This window comes from Aeromonas sobria (assembly GCF_050266975.1).
In the GTDB taxonomy this organism is placed as follows: Bacteria; Pseudomonadota; Gammaproteobacteria; order Enterobacterales; family Aeromonadaceae; genus Aeromonas; species Aeromonas sobria_B.
The window spans coordinates 21,160-44,546 of record NZ_JBKISU010000035.1 but is presented as its reverse complement, the minus strand read 5'-3'; the positions used below and the strand labels follow the sequence as shown (position 1 = coordinate 44,546).

25 protein-coding genes and 2 pseudogenes are annotated in these 23,387 nt (G+C 61.7%); 15 read left to right on the top strand and 12 right to left on the bottom strand.

Going from position 1 to position 23,387, the window contains the following annotated elements; translation table 11 throughout:
- Positions 1-176: 176 nt before the first annotated feature.
- The 9 genes and pseudogenes from cysG (at position 177) to ACLHZ1_RS17570 (ending at position 9,197) form a co-directional block, all read left to right on the top strand.
- Entirely contained in the window at positions 177-1,607 is a 1,431-nt protein-coding gene (cysG, locus tag ACLHZ1_RS17610; protein ID WP_427263112.1) for a siroheme synthase CysG, read from the top strand.
- 104 nt (positions 1,608-1,711) lie between these two features.
- Positions 1,712-2,620 (top strand): sulfate adenylyltransferase subunit CysD, encoded by a 909-nt coding sequence (gene cysD, locus ACLHZ1_RS17605; protein WP_427263111.1) that lies wholly within the window; start codon positions 1,712-1,714, stop codon positions 2,618-2,620.
- 24 nt (positions 2,621-2,644) lie between these two features.
- Positions 2,645-4,066 carry a sulfate adenylyltransferase subunit CysN gene (cysN, locus tag ACLHZ1_RS17600; RefSeq protein WP_427263110.1) on the top strand — a complete coding sequence of 474 codons (1,422 nt, stop codon included), beginning with the start codon at positions 2,645-2,647 and terminating at the stop codon, positions 4,064-4,066.
- Between the two features lie 4 nt (positions 4,067-4,070).
- Positions 4,071-5,795: an SLC13 family permease gene (locus ACLHZ1_RS17595; RefSeq protein WP_427263109.1), complete on the top strand. Its 1,725-nt coding sequence runs from the start codon at positions 4,071-4,073 to the stop codon at positions 5,793-5,795.
- Positions 5,796-5,844: 49 nt separating this feature from the next.
- Positions 5,845-6,438, top strand: coding sequence for an adenylyl-sulfate kinase (gene cysC, locus ACLHZ1_RS17590; protein ID WP_427263108.1), 594 nt, complete (start codon positions 5,845-5,847; stop codon positions 6,436-6,438).
- Between the two features lie 451 nt (positions 6,439-6,889).
- Positions 6,890-7,414: pseudogene (locus ACLHZ1_RS17585) on the top strand (transposase); the annotation flags it as partial.
- Positions 7,415-7,502: 88 nt separating this feature from the next.
- On the top strand, positions 7,503-7,916 hold the full coding sequence (locus tag ACLHZ1_RS17580; protein ID WP_427263106.1) for a hypothetical protein: 414 nt from the start codon (positions 7,503-7,505) through the stop codon (positions 7,914-7,916).
- A gap of 101 nt (positions 7,917-8,017) precedes the next feature.
- Positions 8,018-8,167, top strand: a pseudogene (locus ACLHZ1_RS17575) (alpha-amylase family glycosyl hydrolase); the annotation flags it as partial.
- Between the two features lie 79 nt (positions 8,168-8,246).
- Entirely contained in the window at positions 8,247-9,197 is a 951-nt protein-coding gene (locus ACLHZ1_RS17570; RefSeq protein ID WP_427263105.1) for a transposase, read from the top strand.
- Positions 9,198-9,534: 337 nt separating this feature from the next.
- Here ACLHZ1_RS17570 and ACLHZ1_RS17565 read toward each other — a convergent pair whose 3' ends face one another.
- The 8 genes from ACLHZ1_RS17565 to ACLHZ1_RS17530 all read right to left on the bottom strand — a co-directional run bounded on the left by ACLHZ1_RS17565 (position 9,535) and on the right by ACLHZ1_RS17530 (position 15,576).
- On the bottom strand, positions 9,535-10,386 hold the full coding sequence (locus ACLHZ1_RS17565) for a TIGR03899 family protein (protein WP_427263104.1): 852 nt from the start codon (positions 10,384-10,386) through the stop codon (positions 9,535-9,537).
- Positions 10,387-10,532: 146 nt separating this feature from the next.
- On the bottom strand, positions 10,533-11,006 hold the full coding sequence (locus ACLHZ1_RS17560) for a DUF3299 domain-containing protein (RefSeq protein WP_408776037.1): 474 nt from the start codon (positions 11,004-11,006) through the stop codon (positions 10,533-10,535).
- 23 nt (positions 11,007-11,029) lie between these two features.
- The gene (locus tag ACLHZ1_RS17555) at positions 11,030-12,277 is read right to left on the bottom strand and encodes an ABC transporter permease (protein ID WP_427263103.1); all 1,248 of its coding nucleotides are present in this window, start codon (positions 12,275-12,277) and stop codon (positions 11,030-11,032) included.
- Positions 12,278-12,335: 58 nt separating this feature from the next.
- Complete coding sequence (locus ACLHZ1_RS17550; RefSeq protein WP_427263102.1) at positions 12,336-13,022, bottom strand: ABC transporter ATP-binding protein; 687 nt, start codon at positions 13,020-13,022, stop codon at positions 12,336-12,338.
- 4 nt (positions 13,023-13,026) lie between these two features.
- Complete coding sequence (locus tag ACLHZ1_RS17545) at positions 13,027-13,611, bottom strand: DUF2796 domain-containing protein (RefSeq protein WP_427263101.1); 585 nt, start codon at positions 13,609-13,611, stop codon at positions 13,027-13,029.
- A gap of 40 nt (positions 13,612-13,651) precedes the next feature.
- Positions 13,652-13,936 (bottom strand): hypothetical protein, encoded by a 285-nt coding sequence (locus tag ACLHZ1_RS17540; protein ID WP_427263100.1) that lies wholly within the window; start codon positions 13,934-13,936, stop codon positions 13,652-13,654.
- Between the two features lie 37 nt (positions 13,937-13,973).
- On the bottom strand, positions 13,974-14,516 hold the full coding sequence (locus ACLHZ1_RS17535; RefSeq protein WP_408797085.1) for a YtfJ family protein: 543 nt from the start codon (positions 14,514-14,516) through the stop codon (positions 13,974-13,976).
- A 181-nt stretch (positions 14,517-14,697) separates the two neighbouring features.
- Positions 14,698-15,576: a hypothetical protein gene (locus ACLHZ1_RS17530; protein ID WP_408776040.1), complete on the bottom strand. Its 879-nt coding sequence runs from the start codon at positions 15,574-15,576 to the stop codon at positions 14,698-14,700.
- A gap of 152 nt (positions 15,577-15,728) precedes the next feature.
- Here ACLHZ1_RS17530 and ACLHZ1_RS17525 point away from each other — a divergent pair, with 152 nt between their 5' ends.
- Entirely contained in the window at positions 15,729-16,040 is a 312-nt protein-coding gene (locus ACLHZ1_RS17525) for a hypothetical protein (RefSeq protein WP_427263099.1), read from the top strand.
- Positions 16,041-16,124: 84 nt separating this feature from the next.
- Here the strand turns inward: ACLHZ1_RS17525 and ppa are convergent, their stop codons facing one another.
- Positions 16,125-16,655, bottom strand: a complete 531-nt coding sequence (gene ppa, locus ACLHZ1_RS17520) for an inorganic diphosphatase (RefSeq protein WP_041992003.1) — start codon at positions 16,653-16,655, stop codon at positions 16,125-16,127.
- A 243-nt stretch (positions 16,656-16,898) separates the two neighbouring features.
- Between ppa and mpl the strand changes: the two genes are divergently transcribed.
- Positions 16,899-18,278 (top strand): UDP-N-acetylmuramate:L-alanyl-gamma-D-glutamyl-meso-diaminopimelate ligase, encoded by a 1,380-nt coding sequence (mpl, locus tag ACLHZ1_RS17515; protein WP_427263098.1) that lies wholly within the window; start codon positions 16,899-16,901, stop codon positions 18,276-18,278.
- Positions 18,275-18,889, top strand: coding sequence for a flavin prenyltransferase UbiX (locus ACLHZ1_RS17510; RefSeq protein WP_427263097.1), 615 nt, complete (start codon positions 18,275-18,277; stop codon positions 18,887-18,889). The genes mpl and ACLHZ1_RS17510 overlap by 4 nt, the downstream gene beginning before the upstream one ends.
- 65 nt (positions 18,890-18,954) lie before the next feature.
- Here ACLHZ1_RS17510 and ACLHZ1_RS17505 read toward each other — a convergent pair whose 3' ends face one another.
- Positions 18,955-19,566 carry a TetR/AcrR family transcriptional regulator gene (locus tag ACLHZ1_RS17505; RefSeq protein ID WP_427263096.1) on the bottom strand — a complete coding sequence of 204 codons (612 nt, stop codon included), beginning with the start codon at positions 19,564-19,566 and terminating at the stop codon, positions 18,955-18,957.
- Positions 19,567-19,765: 199 nt separating this feature from the next.
- Here ACLHZ1_RS17505 and hpt point away from each other — a divergent pair, with 199 nt between their 5' ends.
- The 3 genes from hpt to ACLHZ1_RS17490 all read left to right on the top strand — a co-directional run bounded on the left by hpt (position 19,766) and on the right by ACLHZ1_RS17490 (position 22,073).
- Entirely contained in the window at positions 19,766-20,296 is a 531-nt protein-coding gene (hpt, locus tag ACLHZ1_RS17500; protein WP_408818974.1) for a hypoxanthine phosphoribosyltransferase, read from the top strand.
- A gap of 89 nt (positions 20,297-20,385) precedes the next feature.
- The gene (locus ACLHZ1_RS17495) at positions 20,386-21,303 is read left to right on the top strand and encodes an ABC transporter ATP-binding protein (RefSeq protein ID WP_427263095.1); all 918 of its coding nucleotides are present in this window, start codon (positions 20,386-20,388) and stop codon (positions 21,301-21,303) included.
- Positions 21,300-22,073, top strand: a complete 774-nt coding sequence (locus ACLHZ1_RS17490; RefSeq protein ID WP_139745436.1) for an ABC transporter permease — start codon at positions 21,300-21,302, stop codon at positions 22,071-22,073. The genes ACLHZ1_RS17495 and ACLHZ1_RS17490 overlap by 4 nt, the downstream gene beginning before the upstream one ends.
- 57 nt (positions 22,074-22,130) lie before the next feature.
- Here ACLHZ1_RS17490 and ACLHZ1_RS17485 read toward each other — a convergent pair whose 3' ends face one another.
- Entirely contained in the window at positions 22,131-22,478 is a 348-nt protein-coding gene (locus tag ACLHZ1_RS17485) for a putative quinol monooxygenase (protein ID WP_427263094.1), read from the bottom strand.
- Between the two features lie 13 nt (positions 22,479-22,491).
- Entirely contained in the window at positions 22,492-23,349 is an 858-nt protein-coding gene (gene panC, locus ACLHZ1_RS17480; protein WP_427263093.1) for a pantoate--beta-alanine ligase, read from the bottom strand.
- Positions 23,350-23,387 lie beyond the last annotated feature (38 nt).

The window sequence follows — 23,387 nt, the reverse complement described above, 5'->3', positions numbered from 1 at the left end:
GAAACTCGGGCGCTAGCCTATGCCCTGGCCGCAAACACCACAAGCTTAGGTTTGTTCCCGTCGCCAAGGGGACAGTTTTAATTACCAAAACGTCTTAAAAAGCATTTTTTATTATTTTGAGGGATAAGTAACCCTGCCTATAGTCGCCAGAGACAAGCGGTATCGAGAGGGACGAGATGGATTACTTACCTATGTTTGCCCGGTTGGAAGGGCGTCCCGTGTTGCTGGTGGGCGGCGGCGAGGTGGCACTGCGCAAGGCGCGTCTGCTGCTGGCGGCCGGTGCCAGGCTCACCCTGGTCTCCCCGGATATCGCTCCCGAATTTCAGGAACTGGCGGGCGGCTTCACCCATCTGCCGGTGCGCTTCGAACCTGGCCATCTGGCAGGGCAGATCCTGGTGGTCGCCGCCACCGATGACAACGAGGTCAACGGCCTGGTCTACCAGAGCGCCACCGAGCTGGGTCTGTTCGTCAACCTGGTGGATGACCCGGCCCGCTCCAGCTTCATCTTTCCGTCGATCATCGACCGCAGCCCCATCATGGTGGCCGTCTCCAGCGGCGGCAAGGCCCCCGTGCTGGTACGCCTGCTGCGCGAGCGTCTGGAGAGCCTGCTGCCCCGCCATCTCGGCGGCCTGGCGGAGCTCTCCGGCCGGGTGCGGGTCAAGGCCAAGCGGGTGCTCTCCTCCATCTCCGACCGTCGCCGCTTCTGGGAGCGTGCCTTTGCCTCCAACACGCTCGCCAGTTTGATTGAGAAGCAGGAGTGGCAGGGGGCCGAACGCTGGCTCAACGAGGGGCTGGACCAGGCACAGACAGAAGTAGGGGAAGTGGTGCTGGTGGGGGCGGGCCCAGGGGATCCTGGCCTCTTGACCCTCAAGGGGCTGCAACAAATTCAGCAGGCCGAAGTGGTGCTCTACGACCAGCTGGTCTCCCCCGAGATCCTGGATCTGGTGCGCCGGGACGCCACCCTGGTGTCGGTGGGCAAGAAGGCCGGCGCCCACAGCGTGCCTCAGGAAGAGACCAATCGCCTCTTGGTGGAATACGCCAGGGCGGGCAATCGGGTGGTGCGGCTCAAGGGGGGGGATCCCTTCATGTTCGGCCGCGGTGGCGAGGAGCTGGAAGTGCTGGCAGACGAAGGCATCCCCTTCTCCGTGGTGCCCGGCATCACGGCCGCCGCCGGTGCCACCGCCTATGCGGGCATTCCGCTCACCCACCGCGACCATGCCCAGAGCGCCGTCTTCATCACAGGCCACTGCCAGAAGGAGGGCACCCAGCCCGACTGGCAACAGCTCGCGGCCACCAACCAGACCCTGGTCATCTACATGGGGCTGATGCGCTCCGAGCACATCCAGCAGCAGCTGGTTGACCATGGCCGCAAGGGGAGCACCCCCATCGCCATCATAGAGCGGGGCACCCAGGCCAGTCAGAAGGTGTTGACCGGCACTTTGGCTGATCTGGCCGAACTGGCCCAGCAGGCAGTGAGCCCCTCCCTTATCGTCATCGGCGAGGTGGTGGCCTTGCGCAAGCAGCTGGCCTGGTTTGGCGAGGCACGGGATGGCGAGCAGCGCCCGAAGGCTGGGGGCAGTGACCTCAAGCTGGTCACCCTGGCCTGAGCCCAACGGGCAACGAATCGATTTGACGCTGCCGCCAGCGGCTGCGAACTGAACCAACACCGCGCCCCGACCAGGCGCGATAGCAATGAACCGAGGACCCAGACATGGACCGTGAAAGACTGACCCACTTGCAACAGCTGGAAGCCGAGAGCATCCACATCATCCGCGAGGTAGCTGCCGAATTTGAAAACCCGGTGATGATGTACTCCATCGGCAAGGACTCCTCCGTCATGCTGCACCTGGCCCGCAAGGCCTTCTACCCGGGCAAGATCCCCTTCCCCCTGCTCCACGTGGACACCAACTGGAAGTTCAAGGAGATGATCACATTCCGGGACGAGACCGCCAAAAAGTACGGGCTGGATCTTATCGTCCACAAGAACCCGGACGGTCTGGCCATGGACATCAACCCCTTCGTGCACGGCAGCGGCAAGCACACCGACATCATGAAGACAGAGGGGCTCAAGCAGGCGCTCAACAAGTACGGCTTCGATGCCGCCTTCGGCGGCGCCCGCCGGGACGAGGAGAAGTCCCGGGCCAAGGAGCGGGTCTACTCCTTCCGTGACAAGTCCCACCGCTGGGATCCGAAGAACCAGCGCCCCGAGCTGTGGCGCGTCTACAACAGCCAGGTCAACAAGGGGGAAAGCATCCGGGTGTTCCCGCTCTCCAACTGGACCGAGCTGGACATCTGGCAATACATCTATCTCGAGAACATCGACATAGTGCCGCTCTACTTCGCGGCCATGCGTCCCGTGGTGGATCGCGGCGGCATCAAGATCATGGTGGATGACGAGCGCATGCCCATAGGCCCGCAAGACGAGGTAAAGCAGGAGCTGGTGCGCTTCCGCACCCTCGGCTGCTACCCGCTGACCGGGGCCATCGAATCCAATGCCACCACCCTGCCGGAGATCATCGAAGAGATGCTGATCACCACCTCCAGCGAACGGCAAGGGCGGCTCATCGACCACGATCAGGCCGGCTCCATGGAGCAGAAGAAGCGTCAGGGCTATTTCTAAAAAAATGTTCTAAGGAATCGCATCATGAACAACCACATTCAGACCGCCATCAGCGAACAGGGCATTGAAGCCTACCTGCACGCCCAGCAGCACAAGAGCCTGCTGCGTTTTCTCACCTGCGGTAGCGTGGACGACGGCAAGAGCACCCTCATCGGCCGCCTGCTGCACGACTCCCAGCAGATCTATGAAGATCAGCTCAAAGCGCTGGAGTCCGACAGCCAGAAGCTCGGCACCACAGGGGAGAAGCTGGACCTGGCACTGCTGGTGGACGGCCTGCAGGCGGAGCGCGAGCAGGGCATCACCATAGACGTGGCCTACCGCTATTTTTCTACCGCGAAGCGCAAATTTATCATCTCGGACACCCCGGGTCACGAGCAGTACACCCGCAACATGGCCACCGGCGCCTCCACCTGCGATCTGGCCATCATATTGATCGACGCCCGCAAGGGGGTGCTGGATCAGACCCGTCGCCACAGCTTTATCGCCAGCCTGCTCGGCATCAAGCAGTTCGTGGTGGCGGTCAACAAGATGGATCTGGTGGCGTTCAGCCAGGAGGTGTTCGAGCGCATCAGTGCCGAATATCGTGAATTCGCCAAGAAGCTCAGCGTCGACACCATCCATATCGTGCCGGTCTCGGCCCTGGACGGTGACAACGTGGTCAACCCAAGCGACAAGCTGGCCTGGTACCAGGGCGAGACCCTGCTCTCCCTGCTGGAATCTGCCGAGGTGGAGCGCGAGCTGGAGCGCCACCCGGTGCGCCTGCCGGTGCAGTATGTCAGCCGCCCCAACCTCGATTTTCGCGGTTTCGCGGGTACCTTGGCCTCCGGCATCCTGCGAGTGGGCGACAAGCTTGCGGTGCTGCCGTCCGGCAAGGAGAGCACGGTGAAGCGCATCGTCACCTTCGACGGGGATCTGGACTACGCCCTGCCGGGCCAGGCCATCACCGTCACCTTCGCCGATGAAATCGACATCAGCCGGGGCGACCTGCTGGTGGATGCGGCGAAGAAGCCCCAGGTGACCCAGAACCTGCTGGCTCACATCGTCTGGATGGGGGAAGAGTCCCTGCAACCGGGCCGGGTCTATGACGTCAAGCTGGCCACCAAGAAGAGCCGCGGCCAGGTGGAAGCCATCCGCCACCGCATCGAGATCAACAAGCTGGACGAGTTGCCGGCCTCCGAGCTCAAGCTCAACGAGATTGGCCTGTGCGAATTCAGCCTGACCGACCCGGTGGCGTTCGACCCCTATGCGGATATCCGCGACACCGGCAGCTTCATCCTGATCGATCGGCTGACCAACGTCACCGTGGGCGCGGGTATGATAGTGGAAGGCTTGGCCGCGAAAGCAGTGGCAGGGCAGTACAGCGAGTTCGAAATCGAGCTCAACGCCCTGGTGCGCAAGCACTTCCCCCACTGGCAGGCGCTGACCATCGCCAACGACAAGGAATAAGCCCATGACCTGGCAACAATCCCTGGTGCTGGGTCTGCTGGCTACCCTCATCGTCCTGCTGGTTCAGGGCAAACTCAGGCCGGCGCTGCTCTTCTCGGGCGCCGTGCTCATCACCTATCTGAGCGGACTGGCGGACATCAATGCCGTGGTCGGCGGCTATACCAACAGCTCCCTGCTGACCCTGGTGCTGCTGCTGCTGGTCTCCTTGGCGGTGGAGAAGACCCGCATCATGAGCTGGTTCGCCAATCAGGTGGGCACGGGCTCCTTCAACAAGGTGTTGGTGAAGGTGTGGTTCTCCACCGCCTTCCTGTCGGCCCTGGTCAACAACACCGCCGTGGTGGCCTCCATGCTGGGGGCGGTCAAGCGCAACCCCAATCATGCGCCGTCCCGGCTGCTGCTGCCCATGTGCTTCGCGGCGACCTTTGGCGGCGTGCTGACCCTGATCGGCACCTCCACCAACCTCATCGTCAACAGCTTCCTGGAGAAGATGGGGGCCGAGCCGCTCGGCATGTTCGACTTCTTCATGGTGGGGGCGGGCACCCTGGTGACCGGCCTTGTGGCCGTGCTGCTGTTCGCCCGCCGCCTGCCGGAGCAGGATACCGAGATAGACCGCTCCTCCGGCTACTTCCTCGAGGCCAAGGTGAGCGAGGGCTCCCTCATGGCCGGGCGCAGCGTGAAAGAGAACGGCCTGCGCAGCCTCAAGAGCCTCTATCTCGCCGAGATCATCCGGGGCGATCAGGTGATCTGCCCGGTGCAGCCCGAGCACGAGCTGCACGAGGGGGACATGTTGCTGTTTTGCGGCGACGTGGAGAGCGTGGGCGTCTTGCAGGAGATGAAGGGGCTGGATCTCTACGGCCAGCACCGCCTCAACGGCCAGCACCTGGTGGAGGTGATCGTCAGCCACAGCTCGCGGCTGGTGGGGCAATCCATCAAGGATGCGGAGTTTCGCACCCACTTCGATGCGGTGGTGCTGGCGGTGCGCCGGGGCGAGACCCAGCTCACCGGGGGCCTCGGCCAGATTGAGCTGCACGCAGGGGACACCCTGCTGCTGGCACCGGGCCCCAAGTTTGCCAGCAACAAGTCCCTCTCCCGGGAGTTTGTGGTGGTGAGCGGGCTGGAGGCCTCCACCCGCCTCGACGGCAAGCGCAGCGCCGCCGTGGTGGTGGGCTTTCTCGGGGTGCTGGCGCTGTCGGTGTTCGAGCTGGTGCCGCTGTTCAAGGGGCTGCTCATCATGCTGGTGGCCCTGCTGTTGACCCGGGTGCTGACCCTGGACGAGATCCGTCGCCGCTTCCCGCTGGAGATCTGGCTGGTGGTGGGGGGGGCGCTCGCCATCGCCGACCAGCTCGAACGCACCGGCCTGGCCCGGGTCATCGCCGACTTCCTGATGGGGGAGTTCAACGGTGCCAGCCCCCTGGTGGCCTTCATCGGCATCTACTTCTTCACCCTGGTGCTGACGGAGCTGATGAGCAACAACGCCGCCGCGGCCCTGGCCTTCCCCATGGGTTACCAGCTGGCGCTCAGCATGGATGTCTCCACCATGCCGTTCATTCTGGCGGTGCTGTTTGGGGCCAGCTCCAGCTTCATGCTGCCCTACGGCTATCAGACCAACCTCATGGTCTTCGCCGCGGGCAACTACAGGATGCCGGATTACCTCAAGCTGGCCCTGCCGGTCTCCATCGCATACAGCATCGGCGTCTTGATCATGGTGCCCCTGCTGTTTCCGTTTTAAGGTGCGACCCGTTTCGTTTTGGGGCCCTGCTGCCCCGCAAGGAGTTTGAATGAGCAATATCGTGTGGCACCAGCATGCCGTGGACAAACGCAGCCGCTCTGAACAGAAGGGGCAAAAGCCCCTGGTGATCTGGTTCACCGGGCTCTCCGGGGCGGGCAAGTCCACCCTGGCGGGGGCGCTGGAGCAGGCGCTGGCGGCGCAAGGCAAACACACCTATCTGCTGGATGGGGACAATGTGCGCCACGGCCTGTGCGGCGATCTCGGCTTCGACGACGCCGCCCGTCAGGAGAATATCCGCCGGGTCGGCGAGGTGGCAAAACTCATGGTGGATGCGGGCCTTATCGTCCTCACCGCCTTTATCTCGCCGTTCCGTGCCGAGCGGGATCTGGTGCGGAGTCTCTTGGGCGCGGACGAGTTTGTCGAAGTATTTGTCGATGCGCCGCTCGCCGTGTGCGAAGAGCGTGACCCCAAGGGGCTCTACAAGAAGGCTAGGGCAGGGGAAATTCGCAACTTTACCGGTATCGACTCCGCCTACGAGGCACCCGAGCAGCCGGAAATCCACCTGCTTAACGCTGGCAAGCCGGTGGAAGTGCTGGTGGATGAACTGCTGATCGCCCTGCGGCAGCGGGGGTTGATCGACTAAGGTCGATAGGGTCTGTGGATTATCGAGCGTGAGGGGGCGAATGCCCCCTTTTCATTTCCTTTGCCGAGAGGGGGGGATGGATGCGGCTTTGCCGCATGGGACGCGAGGAGTTCCTCCTCAAAGAGGTTTCGCCCGCCCTGCGGGCTGTGGTAAGTGATTTTCTTTGCGTGGCCAAAGAAAAGTCACCAAAAGAAAGGCCAAGCCCCACCGATTCGCTCTCCTTTGTCGAGTCCTCTCACCTCAGCCACAGCACCGACGGCACGCGCCGACGGGCCCTCCATGGCCCGCCGCCGCTCGCTCGACATCCCTGTCTCGCGACCTGGTGCAGTGGCCTCATCTCGGCGAATCAGAGGGGGAGCCAATACCGTGTCAGTTAGTGACTGAAGGGCTTGGCGAGTCTGTTGGCCTCTACGCGGCGCTCCGAACGATGGGTGTCCCAATATTTCAGTGACGCTGTCGGGCCGAGGTGTTGGATATGGTGGTGAAGTCCGGCAAGGTGGAGTACCGGTTGATCCGGAGCTGGTTTGCCGAGGAAAAGCGGTTCTGTCTGTGGATGACGAACCCGCCGCGAGCGGCATGGTCAGCAGAGCAGATGATGAGCCTGTATCGTTGCCGTTGGCAGGTTGAGTTGCTATTTAAAGAGTGGAAATCGCACAACCGGCTCAAGGGGTTTGTGACGGGGGAGAAAGCGATCGCCGAGGGGCTGGTGTGGACAAGCCTGCTGTCGCTGGTGATGAAAAGACGGATCGCGCAGAGTGTGATGACAGGGAAGCTATCGATGTTGAAAGCGTCGAAGAACAGTGCGACGTGGTGGCTGCCGCTATTGGAAGCAGTGGCCCATAGTGCGTTGACAGAAATAAGGGAAAGACTGAAATGGGCTGCGGATTATTTGGCCAAGAACGCTTGCCGAACCAAGCAGAGAAAATCGATACAGAGCAGGACCTTGGAGGGCGTTTTAAAGGGACTCAACGCTTAAGGTCCTGTACATGAGGCCAGACAAACTGATTGCATTTAACATCAGTGCTCTTATTATTATCGGTGTTTAACTAACCTGCATATACATAATGAAAAAAATAATCCTCATCTCCCTTATGTTCTTACTATCCAACTCTATTAATGCACAGGGAATTAGTAGTGACGAATACAAAAAAATGAAAGCAGCAGCTGAGTGTGCACTAATAGCAAATACCATTAAGCCAGGTACCTTATCACGAGAGGAAATAAATAAGGCGTTTAATTCGGCATTGAGTACATTCAAAAAAGATACACCATTAATGCTTGGTTATGACTACAATCCATCACCAGATCAGTTAGCTATTGATTTTGCAGTACACTACCAACAAATGACCTCAGATGTTAATGATGAGATGTTTCAGAGCGTTAAAGACCAGAATTTACCGCTTTCTCCTGAATCATGGTTTTCCGTAGCAAAAAAATTCTGGAAGAATCGTAACTGTTCAATTGTGGTTGGCCTGTGAATGAATAGATCTGAGACGAATCGAAATCTGGGACACCCACCAATTTGACAGCAGCGTAGCATGCAGCTTCGCTTGATGGGTAGCCCGTCGAGGAGTGTGCCATGACCATCGCGCGTTCACGCCAGATCAGTCTGCAAGACACGCCCTATTATCATGTGGTCAGCCGTTGTGTGCGGCGGGCCTTCTTGTGCGGGCAAGATGCGCATTCTGGCCATAGCTATGAGCACCGGCGTCAGTGGGTGGTAGACAGAGAAATCTGGGACACCCACCAATTTGACAGCAGCGTAGCATGCTGCTTCGCTTGATGGGTAACCCGTCGAGGAGTGTGCCATGACCATCGCGCGTTCACGCCAGATCAGCCTGCAAGACACGCCCTATTACCATGTGGTCAGCCGTTGTGTGCGGCGGGCCTTCTTGTGCGGGCAAGATGCGCATTCTGGCCATAACTATGAGCACCGGCGTCAGTGGGTGGTCGACAGGCTTGGTCAGCTGTCCCGCCAGTTTGCCATCGGGGTGTGCGCCTATGCGGTGATGAGCAACCACTATCACCTGGTACTCAAAGTCGAGTTCGAAACCGCCGCCAACTGGAGTGAGCGAGAAGTAGCCGAGCGTTGGGCTGCGCTGTTTCAATGGCCGCCGTTGGTGCGGCGTTGGTATCAGTATGAATCCCTGATTGAGCCCGAGCTCGAAGTGGTTCGGGGGCTTATCGCCAAGTGGCGTCAGCGGTTGCACTCCATCAGCTGGTTTGTGCGACTGCTCAATGAGAGCATGGCGCGGCAGGCCAATCAGGAAGATGGTTGCAAGGGGCATTTTTGGGAAGGTCGCTTCAAAAGTCAGGCCCTGCTGACAGAGTCTGCACTGCTTGCCTGCATGGCCTACGTTGATTTGAACCCGATCCGGGCTGCGCTGGCTGACAGGCCGGAGCAAAGTGATTACACCAGCATAAAGCAGCGTCTTGATGACGAGGCGCCTGAAGTATCATTGCCTCCGCTGTTGCTGCCGTTTGCCAGTCCGGACAAACCTGAGGGGCTGCCATGTGTCTTCACTGACTATCTGATGCTGGTGGACTGGACCGGCCGGGCCATCAGGGCGGACAAGCGGGGCCATATTCAGGAGGAACTGGCCCCCATTCTGCAGCGGCTGGGCCTTGATGAAGTGCAATGGTTGCGACAAGTGACACTATTTCGGCGGCGGGGTATCAGGGTGGTGGGTGACAAGGCGCGTTGCCTGCGTTACGCAGAGCATTGTGGCCAGCAGCGATGTCACCAGCCGTTATCTTGAGCCGCGTCGCACCACCTGGATCCCCTGGCACAAGTCTTTGATGCCAAGGCTGATGCTGGCTGAAGAGTGGTTTTCTAAGCCAACACCGCGAGTATCTCTCCTTCCCTGACCCAAAGCTCTCAATCATGGTGCCATCACGGCAACCACAACCAGCCAGCAGAGCCTTGTGCAAATTGGTGGGTGTCCCAATTAAGAAGCAGTACAAATTGGTGGGTGTCCCAATACGGGGGCAGAGCCTTCCCAATTAAGGGGTAACAGCCAGCCAGCAGAGCCTTGTGTAAATTGGTGGGTGTCCCAATAAGGGGCATCCCAATAAGGGGCATCCAAACAGGGGGCATCAGCCCCCTTCGCTTTCCTGGATGGGGGCTGGGGCGGCGCTCACCTCCAGGGTGAGCCCCTGACCGAGTACGGCCTTGAGATCCTGCAGGTACTCCTCCAGGGGCGGTTCCGTCAGCAACTGGGCCAGCTCGTTGCCCACCGGGGTGAGGCGGTAGTAAAGCAGGGTGATATTGCTCTGGTTGCGGTGCAGGCGCCACTGCTGGTTGCCGAACGCCAGCTCCACCCCGTCCGCAGGCAGGGGGCCGGATTCCAGCTCCCCCCGATGCAGCAGGCCGAGCTCGAACAGTTGCAGCAAGGCGTTGTAGGGCAGGCGGTATTTGCCGAGGGTGAGCCGGGTCACCCTGGCGCGGGTCAGCAGGCTGGCCCCCTTGTGCAGCCCCAGCAGCAGGCGCAGCTCGTCGCTGCCTGCGTAGTGGCAGGAGAGGGCGCACAGGCGCTGGAACAGCTGGGCCTCGCGCTGGGTCATCTCCTTGAGGGTGGCCAGGGAGCGGATGGAAAACCGGCCCGGGGTGGCGACCTCGATGGCGAAGATGCGCCCCCATAGCTGCTGCATGGGCACCATGCTGATATCTTCCGCCAGTTGCAGGAAGCGGGTCAGCCAGTCGCTGTCCATCTCGCCGCCGGCGGCCGTCTCTTCGCAGTGGCGCGACGCCATCACCATGATGGCCTCCAGGTTGCGCTGACGCGCCGCCTGATCCGCCAGCTGGCGAAAGCTGGCCCTTTGTTCGAAGGTGCTGTCGCTGTTGCGGGTCAGCATGCCGTCGATGCCGCGGCTGCGGGCCAGGCGCAGGGTCTGCTCCTGGCTGCTCAGGATGGCACTCTCTTTCTTGGGGGTGGGCAAGTCGGCCATGACGGCTCCATTGGCTGGGATACTGGGGCCAGATGTTACGCTAGTTGACCCCCGGGGTAATCCCCTGGCTGGGGGCGCCGGGAGCCGCCTGGCAAAAACGGCCCACAGGGGCCGTTTTGCTTGGGAAGAGGGAGAGGCGCTGGCCCTCACTCCTCGTAGACGGTGACCTCGACGGCCTCCATGCTGTAACCCGTGTTGGCCATCTCCTGGCTGGTGCTCACCGTCCTGATCTTGCCCTTGACCCAGATGGCATCCCAGAGATCATCGACCGGCGCCCCCTGGGGAAAGCTGACATAGACCACCTGATTGGTGGGCGGGGGCGGCACATGGATGCAGGCGCCGAAGTAGGGCACCAGCAGGAAGGCGGTGATCTTCTTGGCATCCCCCTCCAGGGGCACCACGAAGCCGGGCAGACGCACCGTCTGGCCATCCAGGGCCTGGTTGACCTCGCCGATGGGCTGCGGCACCGCGCTCATGTCCCCGTCGTGGGGGACGGGAGGGGGCGGCAGCACGCTCTGGCCCGGGGGCAGCAAGGCGTCCCAGTCCAGGGTCTTGTACGACTCGGCGCCCTGGCTGGGCAGCGCCAGCAGGCAGGTCAGCAGCGCCATCACTCTCAACATCATCTCTCGTCCTTTTCGGTTTATCACACGCGAATGCTCATGCCGTCACTCAGGCTGTAGCGGTAGGCGCGGGCCGCCGGCAACAGGCCCATCAGCACGCCCGCCAGCCAGACCAGCCCCAGCAGCTGCCACTCATAGCCGCTTGGCAGCGCCAGTCTCAGTTGCAGGCCATAGTGGCTGAGCAGCCAGGGGGAGGCAAGCCCCTGTCCCAGGTAGAGCACGGCGACCCCCAGCACTATGCCTAAGCTGGTGAGGGCCATGGCTTCCATGGTCAGCAAGGCGAACAGATGGCCCGGGCCTGCCCCCAGGGATCGCAGGATGGCCAGCTCGCGGCGCCGCTCGTTGAGCCCCGCCAGCAGGGTGGTGAGCATGCCGATGAGGCCCGCCACCACCACGAAGGCGGCGATGACGCCGAGGGCGGTCTCCGCCACGCTCATCATGGCCCACAGCTCCTGCAGGGCTGCGCCAGGCAGGATCGCCATCAGCGGCTCTCTGGGATAGGTATTGATGGCGCGCTGCAGCTGGAACGCCAGGATGCGGTTGCTCAGGCCCACCATGAAGGCGGTGATGGTCTTGGGGGGGAGATCCTGGGCCATCGCCTGCTCGGCGGTCACGTGCTTGCTGTGGCGGCCGGTGTCCCAGCCCAGGTGTATCGCCTCTATGCCCGCCAGCGGCACATGGACGGTGCGATCGATGGGGGTACCGGTCGGCGCCAGTATGCCCACCACCTTGAAGGGCAGGTTGTCATGCTGGCTGAAGGAGGTGTTGCCGGCGCCGTGGGCGATGACGATGGACTGATCGAGCCGGTAGCCCAGTTTCTGTGCCACCTGGGCACCGAGCACGGCCTCAAAGGGCGTCTGGAACGGGCGTCCCTGTGCCATCACCAGGGCTTGCTGGCGCCCGTACTTGAGGTACTTGAAGTAGTCGCCATTGGTGCCGAGCACCCGAAATCCCTTGTGGGAGTCGCCAAGGGAAAGCGGGATGGTCCAGGCGATGCCGGGCCGCTCCTTGATGGCCTGATAGGCATCCCAGCCCACGTTGTTGGTGGGGTTGCCGATGCGAAACACCGAATAGAGCAGCAGGTTTACCTGGCCGGAGCGGGCGCCGACGATGAGATCCGTGCCGGAGACGGTGTTGGCAAAACTCTCGCGGGCCTGCATGCGCACCCGCTCCACCCCGAGCAGCAGGGTGACGCTGATGGCCACCGCCAGCAGGGTGAGCCCGGCGGTGAGGCGGCGGGCCCAGAGACTTTGCAGCGCAAGTTTCAGCATGAAAACCTCCGCAGTGAAGGGGAGAAGGCCGGACGGGCTGCGGGATGATGGCGTGTCGTCATGCGGCCCTCCGGTTGAGTTGTTGCAGGTTTTCCACCCGGGGGAAGAGGGGCTCCAGATAGGGGTCGTGGCTGACGAAGACGAGGGTCGAGCCCTGCTTGTCGCACTCCTCGAACAATAGCTTGATGAAGGCGGCCCTGTTGTCGGTATCCAGCGCCGAGGTGGGCTCGTCGGCGATCACCAGCTGGGGCGAACCGATCAGCGCCCGGGCGGCGGCGACCCGCTGTTGCTGGCCGATGCTGAGGGCATGGACCGGCCGAGCCAGGGCCTCATCCGGCAGTTGCAGCTCGGCCAGCAGGCGGCGGGCCTCCTGTTCCGGGCTCCCTTGCAGGCGGGCCCGTTTCTCGGGGGAGAAGGTGAGGGCAGCGGTGACATTGTCCAGCACGCTCAGAAAGGGCAGCAGGTTGAATTGCTGGAAGATATAGCCCAGATGGTCGGCGCGGAAGCGATCCCGCGCCCGACCGGAGAGCCGGGCCAATGGCTGGCCCAGCACCTCCAGGGTGCCCTGGTTGGCTGTCTGGATCCCCGCCAGCAGACCGAGCAGGGTCGACTTGCCGGAGCCCGACGGGCCCTTGATGAAGACCCGCTCACCCTCGCTGATGGTGAGGGCGGGCAGATCGAGTACAGCGTCGCCACCTGGCCAGGCGAAGGAGAGGTCCTGGATCTCAACCACGGCTTTTTTCATGGCGTTACCAGCTCAGCTTGTTGGCGGAGGGGGTCAGCTCGGCGGCAGTCTGACCGGCGGGCAGTATGCCCTGCACGCTCAGCTTCTCCAGGCTGGGGTAGACGGAGAACAGGCTTGCCTCCAGACCGGTGAGCTTGGCCGGGGCGGCGCAGGTATAGGTGTACATGGCGCCCAGATCGGCATGGCCCGCCTCGTCGTGATGATGTTCATCCTGATCTGCGCCAGCCTTGTCGTGGTCGTGGTCGTGGTCGTGGTCGTGGTCATGATCATGCTCTTCCTTGGCGGCCTGCAACTCCTGCTGGGTCAGCTTGCAGCCGGCCGCCGGGTCGAAGCGAAACAGGGCATCGGGTTGCTGGAGACGAGCCAGAGCCTTGGCATATTGCGCCTTCTCTTCATCGCTCCTGGCGGCGTGCTCGAAGCCCACCAGATCGGCGGCTGGGGCCTGCAGTTCTATCATCAGCTGGTCGCCATCGACGACGAAGTTGAGGTGGCCATGGCCATGCTCATGGGCGCCGTGGCTCTCGCCATGTTCATGATTGGCCTGGACGGCAAAGGTGGCCGCAGCCAGCAACAGGGTAACAGCTTTCATCATTCATCCTTTTGAAACAATAAAGTAAGAGTCGTGTGGCTTAAGGGAGCAAGGATGAAGGAGGGGCGCGAATAGGCTGGGTCAGTGTCACCGCCAGGGCGGCATTTTCACGGCAAGAGGGGACTGATTCGCAGCGAAACCCAGGGGCAACGAGGAAGGGGTGGGTCGGCGGGATCGCCAGCTTGCCATCCAGATGGAGGGCGCAGATGAGGCAGTGGTGGCTGTGACTGACGAGTTCGGCTTCGAGCGGGTGCTGGGCCAGGACGGGTTGCAACCACAACCAGCCAAACAGCAATATCCAGACTCTTGTGTTGACGCGGCCCATGATCCCTTGATAAGGGGGCCTGGGGCCCCCGTCTGATTCAGAGATGGGACTTGATGAGCCCCATCACTTCGGTGATCTCATTGGCAGTGAGCTGGCCATCTTTGGCAAACAGCACCTTGCCCTCTTTATCCAGCAGCACGATGGCGGAGCTTTCCGGGGTCAGGCCCCAGGCGTTGCGGGCCATGCCCTTGGCATCGAGCACCATGGCCGACCAGGGGAACTCTTTCTTGCTCTCCTCGGCGCTGCTCTTGACGAAACCCGAGGTGCCCCAGATGGCATCATTGCTATTGATGATGGTGACCGTCTGGTAAGCGTCGTGGGGCAGCTTGGCGGCCTTGATCGCCTCTATCATGGGGGCATTCAGCGCCTTGGCACTGGAGCGACCCGCGATGTGCTGGATCAGGAATACCTTGCCGACCAGTTGCTTGCTCTGCCAGGGGCGGTAGCCGATCGTCTGGCCGTTGACCATCAGTTCACCTTCTTCGGCGATCTGCACCAGAGGCACCTGGGTCGATGGCTTGATGTTGTGAGCCAGTACCAGGGTCGGCAGCAACGCCAGAGTAAGCATGAGATGTTTCATCCGGGTGACACTCCTTTGTTATGTTATAACGATTTCATGGCCAAGGAAATGGGGCGCTCTCCATCCTAGACTGATCGGATCTGTTTAAAAAGTGTTAAATAACAGATGGGTTGGCCAAGGCATGCCGCATTCATGGCCATGATAGCACCGGGCCCGGCCGAGGGCGGCTGGCAGGATCCGTTCAGTAGAGGGGTTCGCTGATGAGGGGGATGCGGGCCATGGTCATTTGCTGCGCCATCAGGGGGGAGCCGGTGAGCAGCACATGCTTCTGGTTGTCGATCACGACCACATCGCCCGGCAGGCCGCTGTCTGCGGTGATGGCAAGCCAGGCGGGAGAGACGCTGCCGATGCTGGTGTCGGGGTAGATGATGCTGAGCATGAACTGGGGTGCGAGCTCGGTGAGCAGGCTAGCCATCAAGAGCGCCTTCTCGTCGCTGTCGGCCTGATTCTCCTTGAGGGCCTGCAGCGGGGGATGGAAGCTGTCCAACTGTTCGGACGGGCTGGGGATGACGTCCAGCCACTCCTTGATCAAGCGCACCGAGCCGGCGAGATCCGGCGCGGTGAACTGACTGGCCAGGGGCTTGAGCGCCCCCTTGAAGTGATAGAAGAGCTGGGAGTAGTTGGGACGCACGCAGGGCAGCCTGACGTTGGCGGGATGAACACAGGGCACCACCATCATCTGGGTGAAGGCATCTTCCTGATATTGCTCGTAGGCCTGCCAGAATTCCCTCGATTCCGGGCTGTTGTCCCGGGTGGTGAAGGCCTGCTCCAGGCTGAGAAACTTGGTGGCCGTGCTGGGGCTGTTCTGGTTGATCTGACTGAGGCTGTTGTAGAGCCGCGGGCTGATGTAGGCGTAGAGTGTCTCGATGGGATGCTTGAGGGAGAGGCTGAGCATCCCCATCTCGTGCCGTTGTCGGGCGAGGGTGCTGTCGTCCGTCTGCAGCTGGAAGTGGCGGGCTTGGCCATCGGCGGATTGCCACTGCCAGTCGAGGTTGACCTCGGCGGCGTACACTGACTCGGCCAACAGCATGCCCAGCACCAGCCTAGGTATGGATCTCATCATGGTGCGCCTCGCCGGTATGTCCTGATTAACAACTAGGTGACTTGATACGTTTTTGACGCATGTTCCGAACTTTTTTCGGATAAAAATCCACTAACAGGTTGATTGGCATTTAAATTTAATGTCGGAAATAAGTAACAGAGGAAACCATCATGGGCCGATTATGGGGATTGCTGTGGCTGTGCAGCCTGCCACTCTGGGCCGGGCAGATCATCATCACCAAGGGCGACGAGAAGATTGATGCCTTCGCCCTGCGCGACGAGCTGGCCAGGGAGCATGAGTGGGAGGAGTGGTTGCGCCGCCAGGAGGCCCTGACCTGGCTGGAGGCGCTGCCGGTCAACTGCGAGCTCAATCGCCAGCGCGGCGGTGGCTATCGTTGCGGGGATGACTATTATCGCCCCTACCGGCAAGGAGGGCGCGACATCTATATCAAGGGGGATCCGGGCAGGGGCGAGAGGCCCTGAGCAGGCAGAGAGGGGATATGCACCAGCGAAACATAAAAGGCGCCCAATGGGCGCCTTTTATGGACTTGACGAGGGAAACGCGGCTTATTTGGCGGCGTAACGCTCGGCAGAGCTCAGGATTTCGGCTTCGGCGGCGGCCTTGTCGCCCCAACCTTCCACCTTGACCCACTTGCCCGCTTCCAGCTCTTTGTAGCGCTCGAAGAAGTGCTGGATCTGGGCTTTGAGCAGCTCGGGCAGGTCGTTCACATCCTGGATGTGGTCGTACTGCTTGGTCAGCTTGGAGTGCGGCACGGCCACGATCTTGGCATCTTCACCAGATTCGTCGGTCATCTTCAGCACGCCGACCGGGCGGCAACGGATGACGGAGCCGGCCAGCAGCGGGTAGGGGGTCGGCACCAGCACGTCGACCGGATCCCCGTCCAGGGACAGGGTAGCGTTCACGTAGCCGTAGTTGCACGGGTAGAACATGGGGGTGGACATGAAGCGGTCAACGAAGATGGCACCGCTGTCCTTGTCGACTTCGTATTTGATCGGATCGGCGTTTTGCGGGATCTCGATAACAACATAGATATCTTCGGGCAGGCTCTTGCCGGCCGGTACCAGGTTCAGGCTCATGGGGATTCCTTCAATGAGAGTCGAGTCGAGTTTGCAGGCCGATATTATAGCGATGTCCCGTCAAATGACCATATATGCGCGCCATGGCGCTCGGTTTGCCGTGACAGGCCCGGATTTTGCGGGCAAGGGAGCCTGCCCTGACCCCATGGCGGCGGGCGTCTGTCGCAGGATCTGCGCCAGCCTCTGCCAAATTGCCGCCATCTTGCTAGAATGCCTGCTCTCTCTACAGCAAGGGCAAGCGGTATGCATATTCACATCCTCGGTATCTGTGGCACCTTCATGGGCGGGGTGGCGGTGTTGGCCAAGCAGCTGGGTTATCGGGTGACCGGCTCGGATGCCAACGTCTATCCCCCCATGAGCACCCAGCTCGAACAGCAGGGCATAGAACTGACCGAGGGTTATGACCCGTCCCAGCTCGATCCGGCGCCGGATCTGGTGGTGATCGGCAACGCCATGAGCCGGGGCAATCCCTGCGTGGAGTATGTGCTCAATCGCAACCTTCCTTACACCTCGGGTCCCCAGTGGTTACTGGAGCATGTGCTGCAGGATCGCTGGGTATTGGCGGTGGCCGGCACCCACGGCAAGACCACCACCGCCAGCATGCTGGCCTGGGTGCTCGAATACGCCAGGCTCGAACCTGGCTTCCTCATCGGCGGCGTCCCCGGCAACTTCCCGGTCTCGGCTCGTCTGGGCTCTGCCCCCTTCTTCGTGATCGAGGCCGACGAGTACGACAGCGCCTTCTTCGACAAGCGATCCAAGTTTGTCCACTATCGGCCGCGCACCCTGGTGATGAACAATCTGGAGTTCGACCATGCGGACATCTTCCCCGATCTCGCCGCCATCCAGCGGCAGTTCCATCATCTGATGCGAATGGTGCCCGGCAATGGCCGCGTGCTCTTCCCCCAGGCCGATGACAACCTCACAGCGGTGCGCAAGATGGGCTGCTGGAGCGAGGTGGAGCTGGTGGGTCAGGATGACGCCAAGTGGCAGGCGGTCAAGCTGAGGGACGACGGTTCCGCCTTCGAGGTGTGGCTCGATGGCGAGAAGCAGGGGGAAGTGCACTGGGAGTGCATCGGCGAGCACAACGTCAACAACGGCCTGATGGCCATCGCCGCCGCCCGTCATGCCGGCGTGACGGTGGAGCATGGCATTGCCGCCCTGTGCGCCTTCCACTCCCCCAAGCGACGGATGGAGCTCAAGGGAGAGGTGGCCGGGATCCGCGTCTATGACGACTTCGCCCATCACCCTACGGCCATTGCCACCACCCTGGGCGGCCTGCGCGCCAGGGTGGACAACCTAGGCGGCAAGGCCCGCATCCTGGCGGTGCTGGAGCCCCGCTCCAACACCATGAAGCTCGGGGTGCACAAGGAGGAGCTGGCCGCCTGCTTCGATGAGGCAGACCAGGTGTTCCTGTTCCAGCCGAGCAACATCGACTGGGATCTTGGCGAAGTGACCGCCCACATGAGCCGCCCGGCCAAGGTGTTTGCCGATCTGGAGACCCTGATCGGCGAGCTGGTGGCCGAGAGCCGCGACGGCGACCACATCCTCATCATGAGCAACGGCGGGTTTGGCGGCATCCACGACAAGCTGCTGGCGCGTCTGCAACAGCGGCAACCGGCATGAAGCGCATCACGCTCGCCCTGACCGGCGCCTCCGGTGCCCCCTATGCGCTGCGGCTGCTCCAGTGCCTGGTGCAGGCGGACTATCAGGTCTATGTGCTGGCCTCGTCGGCGGCGCGGGTGGTGCTCAAGACGGAGCAGGGCATCGACTGGCCCGCCTCCCCCAAGGTGCTCTCCGAGCAGCTCTGCCGCGAGTTTGGCGGCAAAGAGGGGCAGATCGTCGCCTGCGGCAAGGAGGAGTGGTTCTCGCCGGTGGCCTCCGGCTCGGCGGCTCCCAGGCAGATGGTTGTCTGCCCCTGCTCCATGGGGACCGTCTCCGCCATCGCCCATGGCGCCTCCGACAGCCTGCTGGAGCGGGCGGCGGACGTGGTGATCAAGGAGCGGGGTCAGTTGATCCTGGTGCCTCGCGAGACCCCCTTCTCGGCGATCCATCTGGAGAACATGCTGAGCCTGGCCCGTCTCGGGGTGACCATCATGCCCGCCGCGCCCGGTTTTTATCATGAGCCGAAGAGTATCGAGGATCTGGTGGACTTCATGGTCGCCCGCATCCTGGATCATCTGGGCGTCGAACACGGACTCACCGCTCGCTGGGGATATGCAGGCCCGCAAGCCTGAAGGCGGGTGAAGGAGAGTGTGAACAAAAACGGCGCCCTGGGCGCCGTTTGTCGTAGTGAGGGGGATCAGGCCTGGATGGGGGCCGTCACGTACTTGAACAGAAACTCGGTCACCTCGTCACGCGCCGGGCGCTGGGGGGAGTTGATCATCTGCATCATGACGTAGCCAAAACCGGTCAGGGAGCGGGCCAAGTCCTGGGCGCTCAGCACGCTCTGGATCTCGCCCTGGTCCATGGCGGACTGCAGTACCGGAGTGATGCGCTCCAGTGCCTTGTCCAGCAGCATGGCATAGCGGGGCCACACCTCTTCCCGCACCGAGGAGCTCCACTCCAGCCAGATGTTGGCGTGATCCGGCTTGTCATAGGCCGCATCGACGAACAGCTGAACATGGCTGTGAATGCGGTCCCGGACCGGGCGGTTGCCCGCATACGCCTGTTCCAGCATCTGGTGTACGAACTGCTCTATCTCGGTGAGCACCTCATCCACGAGCTCTTCACGGGTATTGAAGTAGTTGAAAACGGTTGCAACTGACACTTTGGCTTGTTCTGCGATCTCGGCATGGCCTGCCCGGCCGATGCCGCGACGAGAGAATACCTCGATGGCACATTCCATGAGTTGAGTGCGACGGGCCTCCGGTGAAAGCCGGGTTCTCCGTCTTATTTCTGCGCGTGGTTCCATGATTTTTTCATCTAATAGTTATTGATTATGGTGTTTATAGTATGGTCACCGATAATGCCCGGGGGCGTGCTAACTCTAACAATTTAAATAAGCCGATAAAAGCATCACGTATGCCTGACGACCCCCGTCTGGGGTGGTAGAATCAAGGGTTTTGAAATCAATGAAGAGTCAGCCAGTGCTGATTCCAATGGAGTATGTGATGAAACACAACGTCGAGGTGATGATGTCCGAGGCCGAGGTGGCCGCCCGGATTGCCAAGCTGGGTGAAGAGATCACCGCCCGTTATCAGGGTTCGGATGAGGTGGTGATGATTGGCCTCTTGCGCGGCTCCTGTGTCTTCCTGGCGGATCTGTGCCGTCAGTGCCAGCTGCCCATCACCCTGGACTTCATGACCGCATCCAGTTACGGCTCCGGCATGCACAGCACCCGGGATGTGCGCATCCTCAAAGACCTGGATGACGACATCAAGGGCAAGGACGTGGTGATCGTCGAAGACATCATCGACACCGGTTACACCCTCAACAAGGTGCGCGAGATCCTCTCCCTGCGCGAGCCCAAATCCCTGGCCATCTGCACCCTGCTGGACAAACCGTCCCGCCGCGAGGTGCACGTGCCGGTGGACTGGATCGGCTTCTCCATTCCCGACGAATTCGTGGTAGGCTGCGGCATCGATTACGCCCAGAAGTATCGTAACCTGCCCTTCATCGGCAAGGTGGTACCGCAGGAGTAATGTCGCCACATTGCTCATGCCTGCAGGCGGCCTAGGCCGCCTTTTCTGTCTCATAGATTCGAGATGGCACTTCGCCATCAGGGGATGTCATGAACGCACTGGAAATCAGCGGACTGAGAAAGACCTATCAGGGGGGCGTCGAAGCCCTTAAAGGCATAGATCTCACCGTCAAGCAGGGGGACTTCTTCGCATTGCTTGGGCCAAACGGGGCGGGCAAGTCCACCACCATCGGCGTGATCAGCTCTCTGGTCAACAAGAGCGCCGGCAAGGTCAAGGTATTCGGCCACGACATCGACACCGATCTGGAGCTGGCCAAGGCCCAGCTCGGCCTGGTGCCCCAGGAGTTCAACTTCAGCCAGTTCGAGAAGGTGAGCCAGATAGTCACCCACCAAGCCGGTTTCTATGGGGTGCCGAGGGCCGAGGCCAAGGTGCGCGCCGAAAAATACCTGCGCCAGCTCGACCTGTGGGACAAGCGCGACATGGCGGCCCGCACCCTGTCGGGGGGCATGAAGCGCCGGCTGATGATAGCCCGCGCCCTGATGCACGAACCCAAGCTGCTGATCCTGGACGAACCGACCGCCGGGGTGGACATCGAGATCCGCCGCTCCATGTGGAGTTTCCTCAAGGATCTCAACGAGCAGGGGGTCACCATCATACTCACCACCCATTATCTGGAAGAGGCCGAGATGCTGTGCCGCAACATCGGCATCATCGACAAGGGGCGCCTCATCGAGCACACCAGCATGAAGAACCTGCTGGGCAAGCTGGGACGCGAAACCTTCCTGCTGGATCTGGTGCCTGGCAGCCAGGTGCCGACCCTGCCCGAGTTCAACGGCCGCATGCAGGATGAACATACCCTGGAGGTGGAGCTGGACAAGAGCCAGTCCCTCAACAGCCTGTTCGAGCAGCTCTCCGCCCAGGGGGTGAAGGTGCTGAGCATGCGCAACAAGGCAAACCGGCTGGAAGAGCTGTTCGTCAACCTGGTAGAGGAGGGACGCAAAGCATGAATCCCATGACCTATTACATCGCCTTCAAGAGTATCCTGGCCAAGGAAGTGAGCCGCTTCACCCGGATCTGGATCCAGACCCTGGTGCCGCCGGCCATCACCATGAGCCTCTATTTCGTCATCTTCGGCAACCTCATCGGCTCGCGCATCGGCGACATGGGGGGCTTCAGCTACATGGAGTTCATCGTGCCCGGCCTCATCATGATGTCGGTCATCACCAACTCCTACTCCAACGTCGCCTCCTCCTTCTACAGCGCCAAGTTCCAGCGCAACGTGGAGGAGCTGCTGGTGGCCCCCGTGCCCAACTACATCATCATCGCCGGCTATGTGGGCGGCGGCGTGGCCCGGGGTCTGTGTGTCGGCCTCATCGTCACCCTGGTGTCGCTCTTCTTCGTGCCGTTGCAGATCCACCATCTGTTCAGCGTCTGCTTCACCGTGCTGCTCACCTCCATCCTGTTCTCCCTGGGGGGGCTGATCAACGCCGTGTTCGCGAAGTCGTTCGATGACATCAGCATCATCCCGACCTTCATCCTGACGCCGCTCACCTATCTGGGCGGGGTCTTCTACTCCATCAGTCTGCTGCCGCCGTTCTGGCAGGGGGTCTCCCAGGTGAACCCCATCATCTACATGGTGAACGCGTTCCGCTACGGCTTCCTCGGCATCTCCGACGTGCCGCTCGGCACCGCCTACCTCATCATCATCGGCTTCATCGTCGCCCTCTACGGTCTGGCCTGGTGGCTGATCTCCCGGGGAACCGGGCTGCGTCACTGAGTGACCACCATAAAAAAGGCGCCGAAAGGCGCCTTTTTTATGTGTTGATGGTCTGCCTCAAAGGGCAGGGGCGTCATAGTCCGCCGGCTCGTCGCTGTAGATACAGACGTTCCACTTGGCGGCCAGGCCATCGTCGGCGAGGCAGTAGCGCTCGAAGAAGGCCTTGATCTCGGCGCGCTGGCAGTGGGCCTCGAAGCTGGCCATGTCTTGCCAGATCTCGTTGAAGACGATGGGGAAGCTCTCCCCCTCGGCGAAGGGGCTCGGGATATGGCGGGTGACTCTGTATTGCAGGCAGCCATCTTCGCGCAGGGTGTTGGGCTCCAGCCCCTGGAGCACGGCGAACAGGGCCTGCTCCTGGCCCGGCTTGGGCAGGAACTGGGCGATGCAATAGACCTTCTTGGACACGGGATTCTCCTGATCAGGGGTGAGTGAGGGGGACGACGCAGTTGTCGATAAGGCGGGCCTTGCCGAGGAAGGCCGCCATCAGGATCACCAGCCGCTGGCTGGTGGCGCTGGCTGCTTCGAGGGTGTCGGCATCGACGATGTCGATGGCGTCGGTCCTGAGCCCGGCCCCGTCGAGACGGGCGCTGGCGGTGGCGACCAGGGCGGCCAGATCCCGGTTGCCCCCGGTTATCTGCTCGGCTATCCAGTGCATGGTGCGCGCAAGCTCGGGGGCCAGGGCCCGCTCGGCGGCGGTCAGGTAGCCGTTGCGCGACGACAGCGCCAGCCCGTCCTCGGCCCGCACCGTGGGCACGCCGATGATCGCGATGGGCATGGCCATGTCGGCCACCATCTTGCGGATGAGGGCCAGCTGCTGGTAATCCTTCTGGCCGAAGCAGGCCACATCCGGTTGCACCAGGTTGAACAGCTTGGTGACCACGGTACTGACGCCGCGAAAGTGACCCGGGCGCAGGGCCCCTTCCAGCAGGGAAGAGATACCGGGCACCTCGACGAAGGTCTGGCTGGCGAGTCCCTCTGGATACATGATCTCCGGGGTCGGGGTGAACACCAGATCCACCCCGGCGGCCTCGAGGGCGGCGCAATCCTGCGCCAGGGTACGGGGATAGTTGGCGAGATCCTCGGCCTTGTCGAACTGCATGGGGTTGACGAAGATGCTGACCACCACCTTGTCACCGTGGCGGCGGGCCTCATCGACCAGGGTCAGATGGCCCTGATGCAGGTTGCCCATGGTGGGGACGAATGCGATGGCGCGCCCTTCGCGGCGCCACTGGCCTATCTGTTCACGCAGGGGGAGGGGGTTGTTCACGACCAACATCGGCGGTTCACCTTCAGAGGAATCAAACAAGAGAGGGA

Coding starts and splice junctions, on each gene's coding strand:
- ppa (WP_041992003.1), bottom strand. CDS start 16,655: ATGAGCCTGAACCTGGTACCGGCCGGCAAGAGCCTGCCCGAAGATATC.
- ACLHZ1_RS17545 (WP_427263101.1), bottom strand. CDS start 13,611: ATGAAAGCTGTTACCCTGTTGCTGGCTGCGGCCACCTTTGCCGTCCAG.
- ACLHZ1_RS17505 (WP_427263096.1), bottom strand. CDS start 19,566: ATGGAACCACGCGCAGAAATAAGACGGAGAACCCGGCTTTCACCGGAG.
- ACLHZ1_RS17540 (WP_427263100.1), bottom strand. CDS start 13,936: ATGGGCCGCGTCAACACAAGAGTCTGGATATTGCTGTTTGGCTGGTTG.
- ACLHZ1_RS17595 (WP_427263109.1), top strand. CDS start 4,071: ATGACCTGGCAACAATCCCTGGTGCTGGGTCTGCTGGCTACCCTCATC.
- ACLHZ1_RS17555 (WP_427263103.1), bottom strand. CDS start 12,277: ATGCTGAAACTTGCGCTGCAAAGTCTCTGGGCCCGCCGCCTCACCGCC.
- ACLHZ1_RS17550 (WP_427263102.1), bottom strand. CDS start 13,022: ATGAAAAAAGCCGTGGTTGAGATCCAGGACCTCTCCTTCGCCTGGCCA.
- ACLHZ1_RS17530 (WP_408776040.1), bottom strand. CDS start 15,576: ATGAGATCCATACCTAGGCTGGTGCTGGGCATGCTGTTGGCCGAGTCA.
- hpt (WP_408818974.1), top strand. CDS start 19,766: ATGAAACACAACGTCGAGGTGATGATGTCCGAGGCCGAGGTGGCCGCC.
- ACLHZ1_RS17560 (WP_408776037.1), bottom strand. CDS start 11,006: ATGTTGAGAGTGATGGCGCTGCTGACCTGCCTGCTGGCGCTGCCCAGC.
- cysD (WP_427263111.1), top strand. CDS start 1,712: ATGGACCGTGAAAGACTGACCCACTTGCAACAGCTGGAAGCCGAGAGC.
- ACLHZ1_RS17580 (WP_427263106.1), top strand. CDS start 7,503: ATGAAAAAAATAATCCTCATCTCCCTTATGTTCTTACTATCCAACTCT.
- ACLHZ1_RS17490 (WP_139745436.1), top strand. CDS start 21,300: ATGAATCCCATGACCTATTACATCGCCTTCAAGAGTATCCTGGCCAAG.
- ACLHZ1_RS17525 (WP_427263099.1), top strand. CDS start 15,729: ATGGGCCGATTATGGGGATTGCTGTGGCTGTGCAGCCTGCCACTCTGG.
- ACLHZ1_RS17535 (WP_408797085.1), bottom strand. CDS start 14,516: ATGAAACATCTCATGCTTACTCTGGCGTTGCTGCCGACCCTGGTACTG.
- panC (WP_427263093.1), bottom strand. CDS start 23,349: ATGTTGGTCGTGAACAACCCCCTCCCCCTGCGTGAACAGATAGGCCAG.
- cysN (WP_427263110.1), top strand. CDS start 2,645: ATGAACAACCACATTCAGACCGCCATCAGCGAACAGGGCATTGAAGCC.
- mpl (WP_427263098.1), top strand. CDS start 16,899: ATGCATATTCACATCCTCGGTATCTGTGGCACCTTCATGGGCGGGGTG.
- cysC (WP_427263108.1), top strand. CDS start 5,845: ATGAGCAATATCGTGTGGCACCAGCATGCCGTGGACAAACGCAGCCGC.
- ACLHZ1_RS17510 (WP_427263097.1), top strand. CDS start 18,275: ATGAAGCGCATCACGCTCGCCCTGACCGGCGCCTCCGGTGCCCCCTAT.
- ACLHZ1_RS17565 (WP_427263104.1), bottom strand. CDS start 10,386: ATGGCCGACTTGCCCACCCCCAAGAAAGAGAGTGCCATCCTGAGCAGC.
- ACLHZ1_RS17495 (WP_427263095.1), top strand. CDS start 20,386: ATGAACGCACTGGAAATCAGCGGACTGAGAAAGACCTATCAGGGGGGC.
- ACLHZ1_RS17570 (WP_427263105.1), top strand. CDS start 8,247: ATGACCATCGCGCGTTCACGCCAGATCAGCCTGCAAGACACGCCCTAT.
- cysG (WP_427263112.1), top strand. CDS start 177: ATGGATTACTTACCTATGTTTGCCCGGTTGGAAGGGCGTCCCGTGTTG.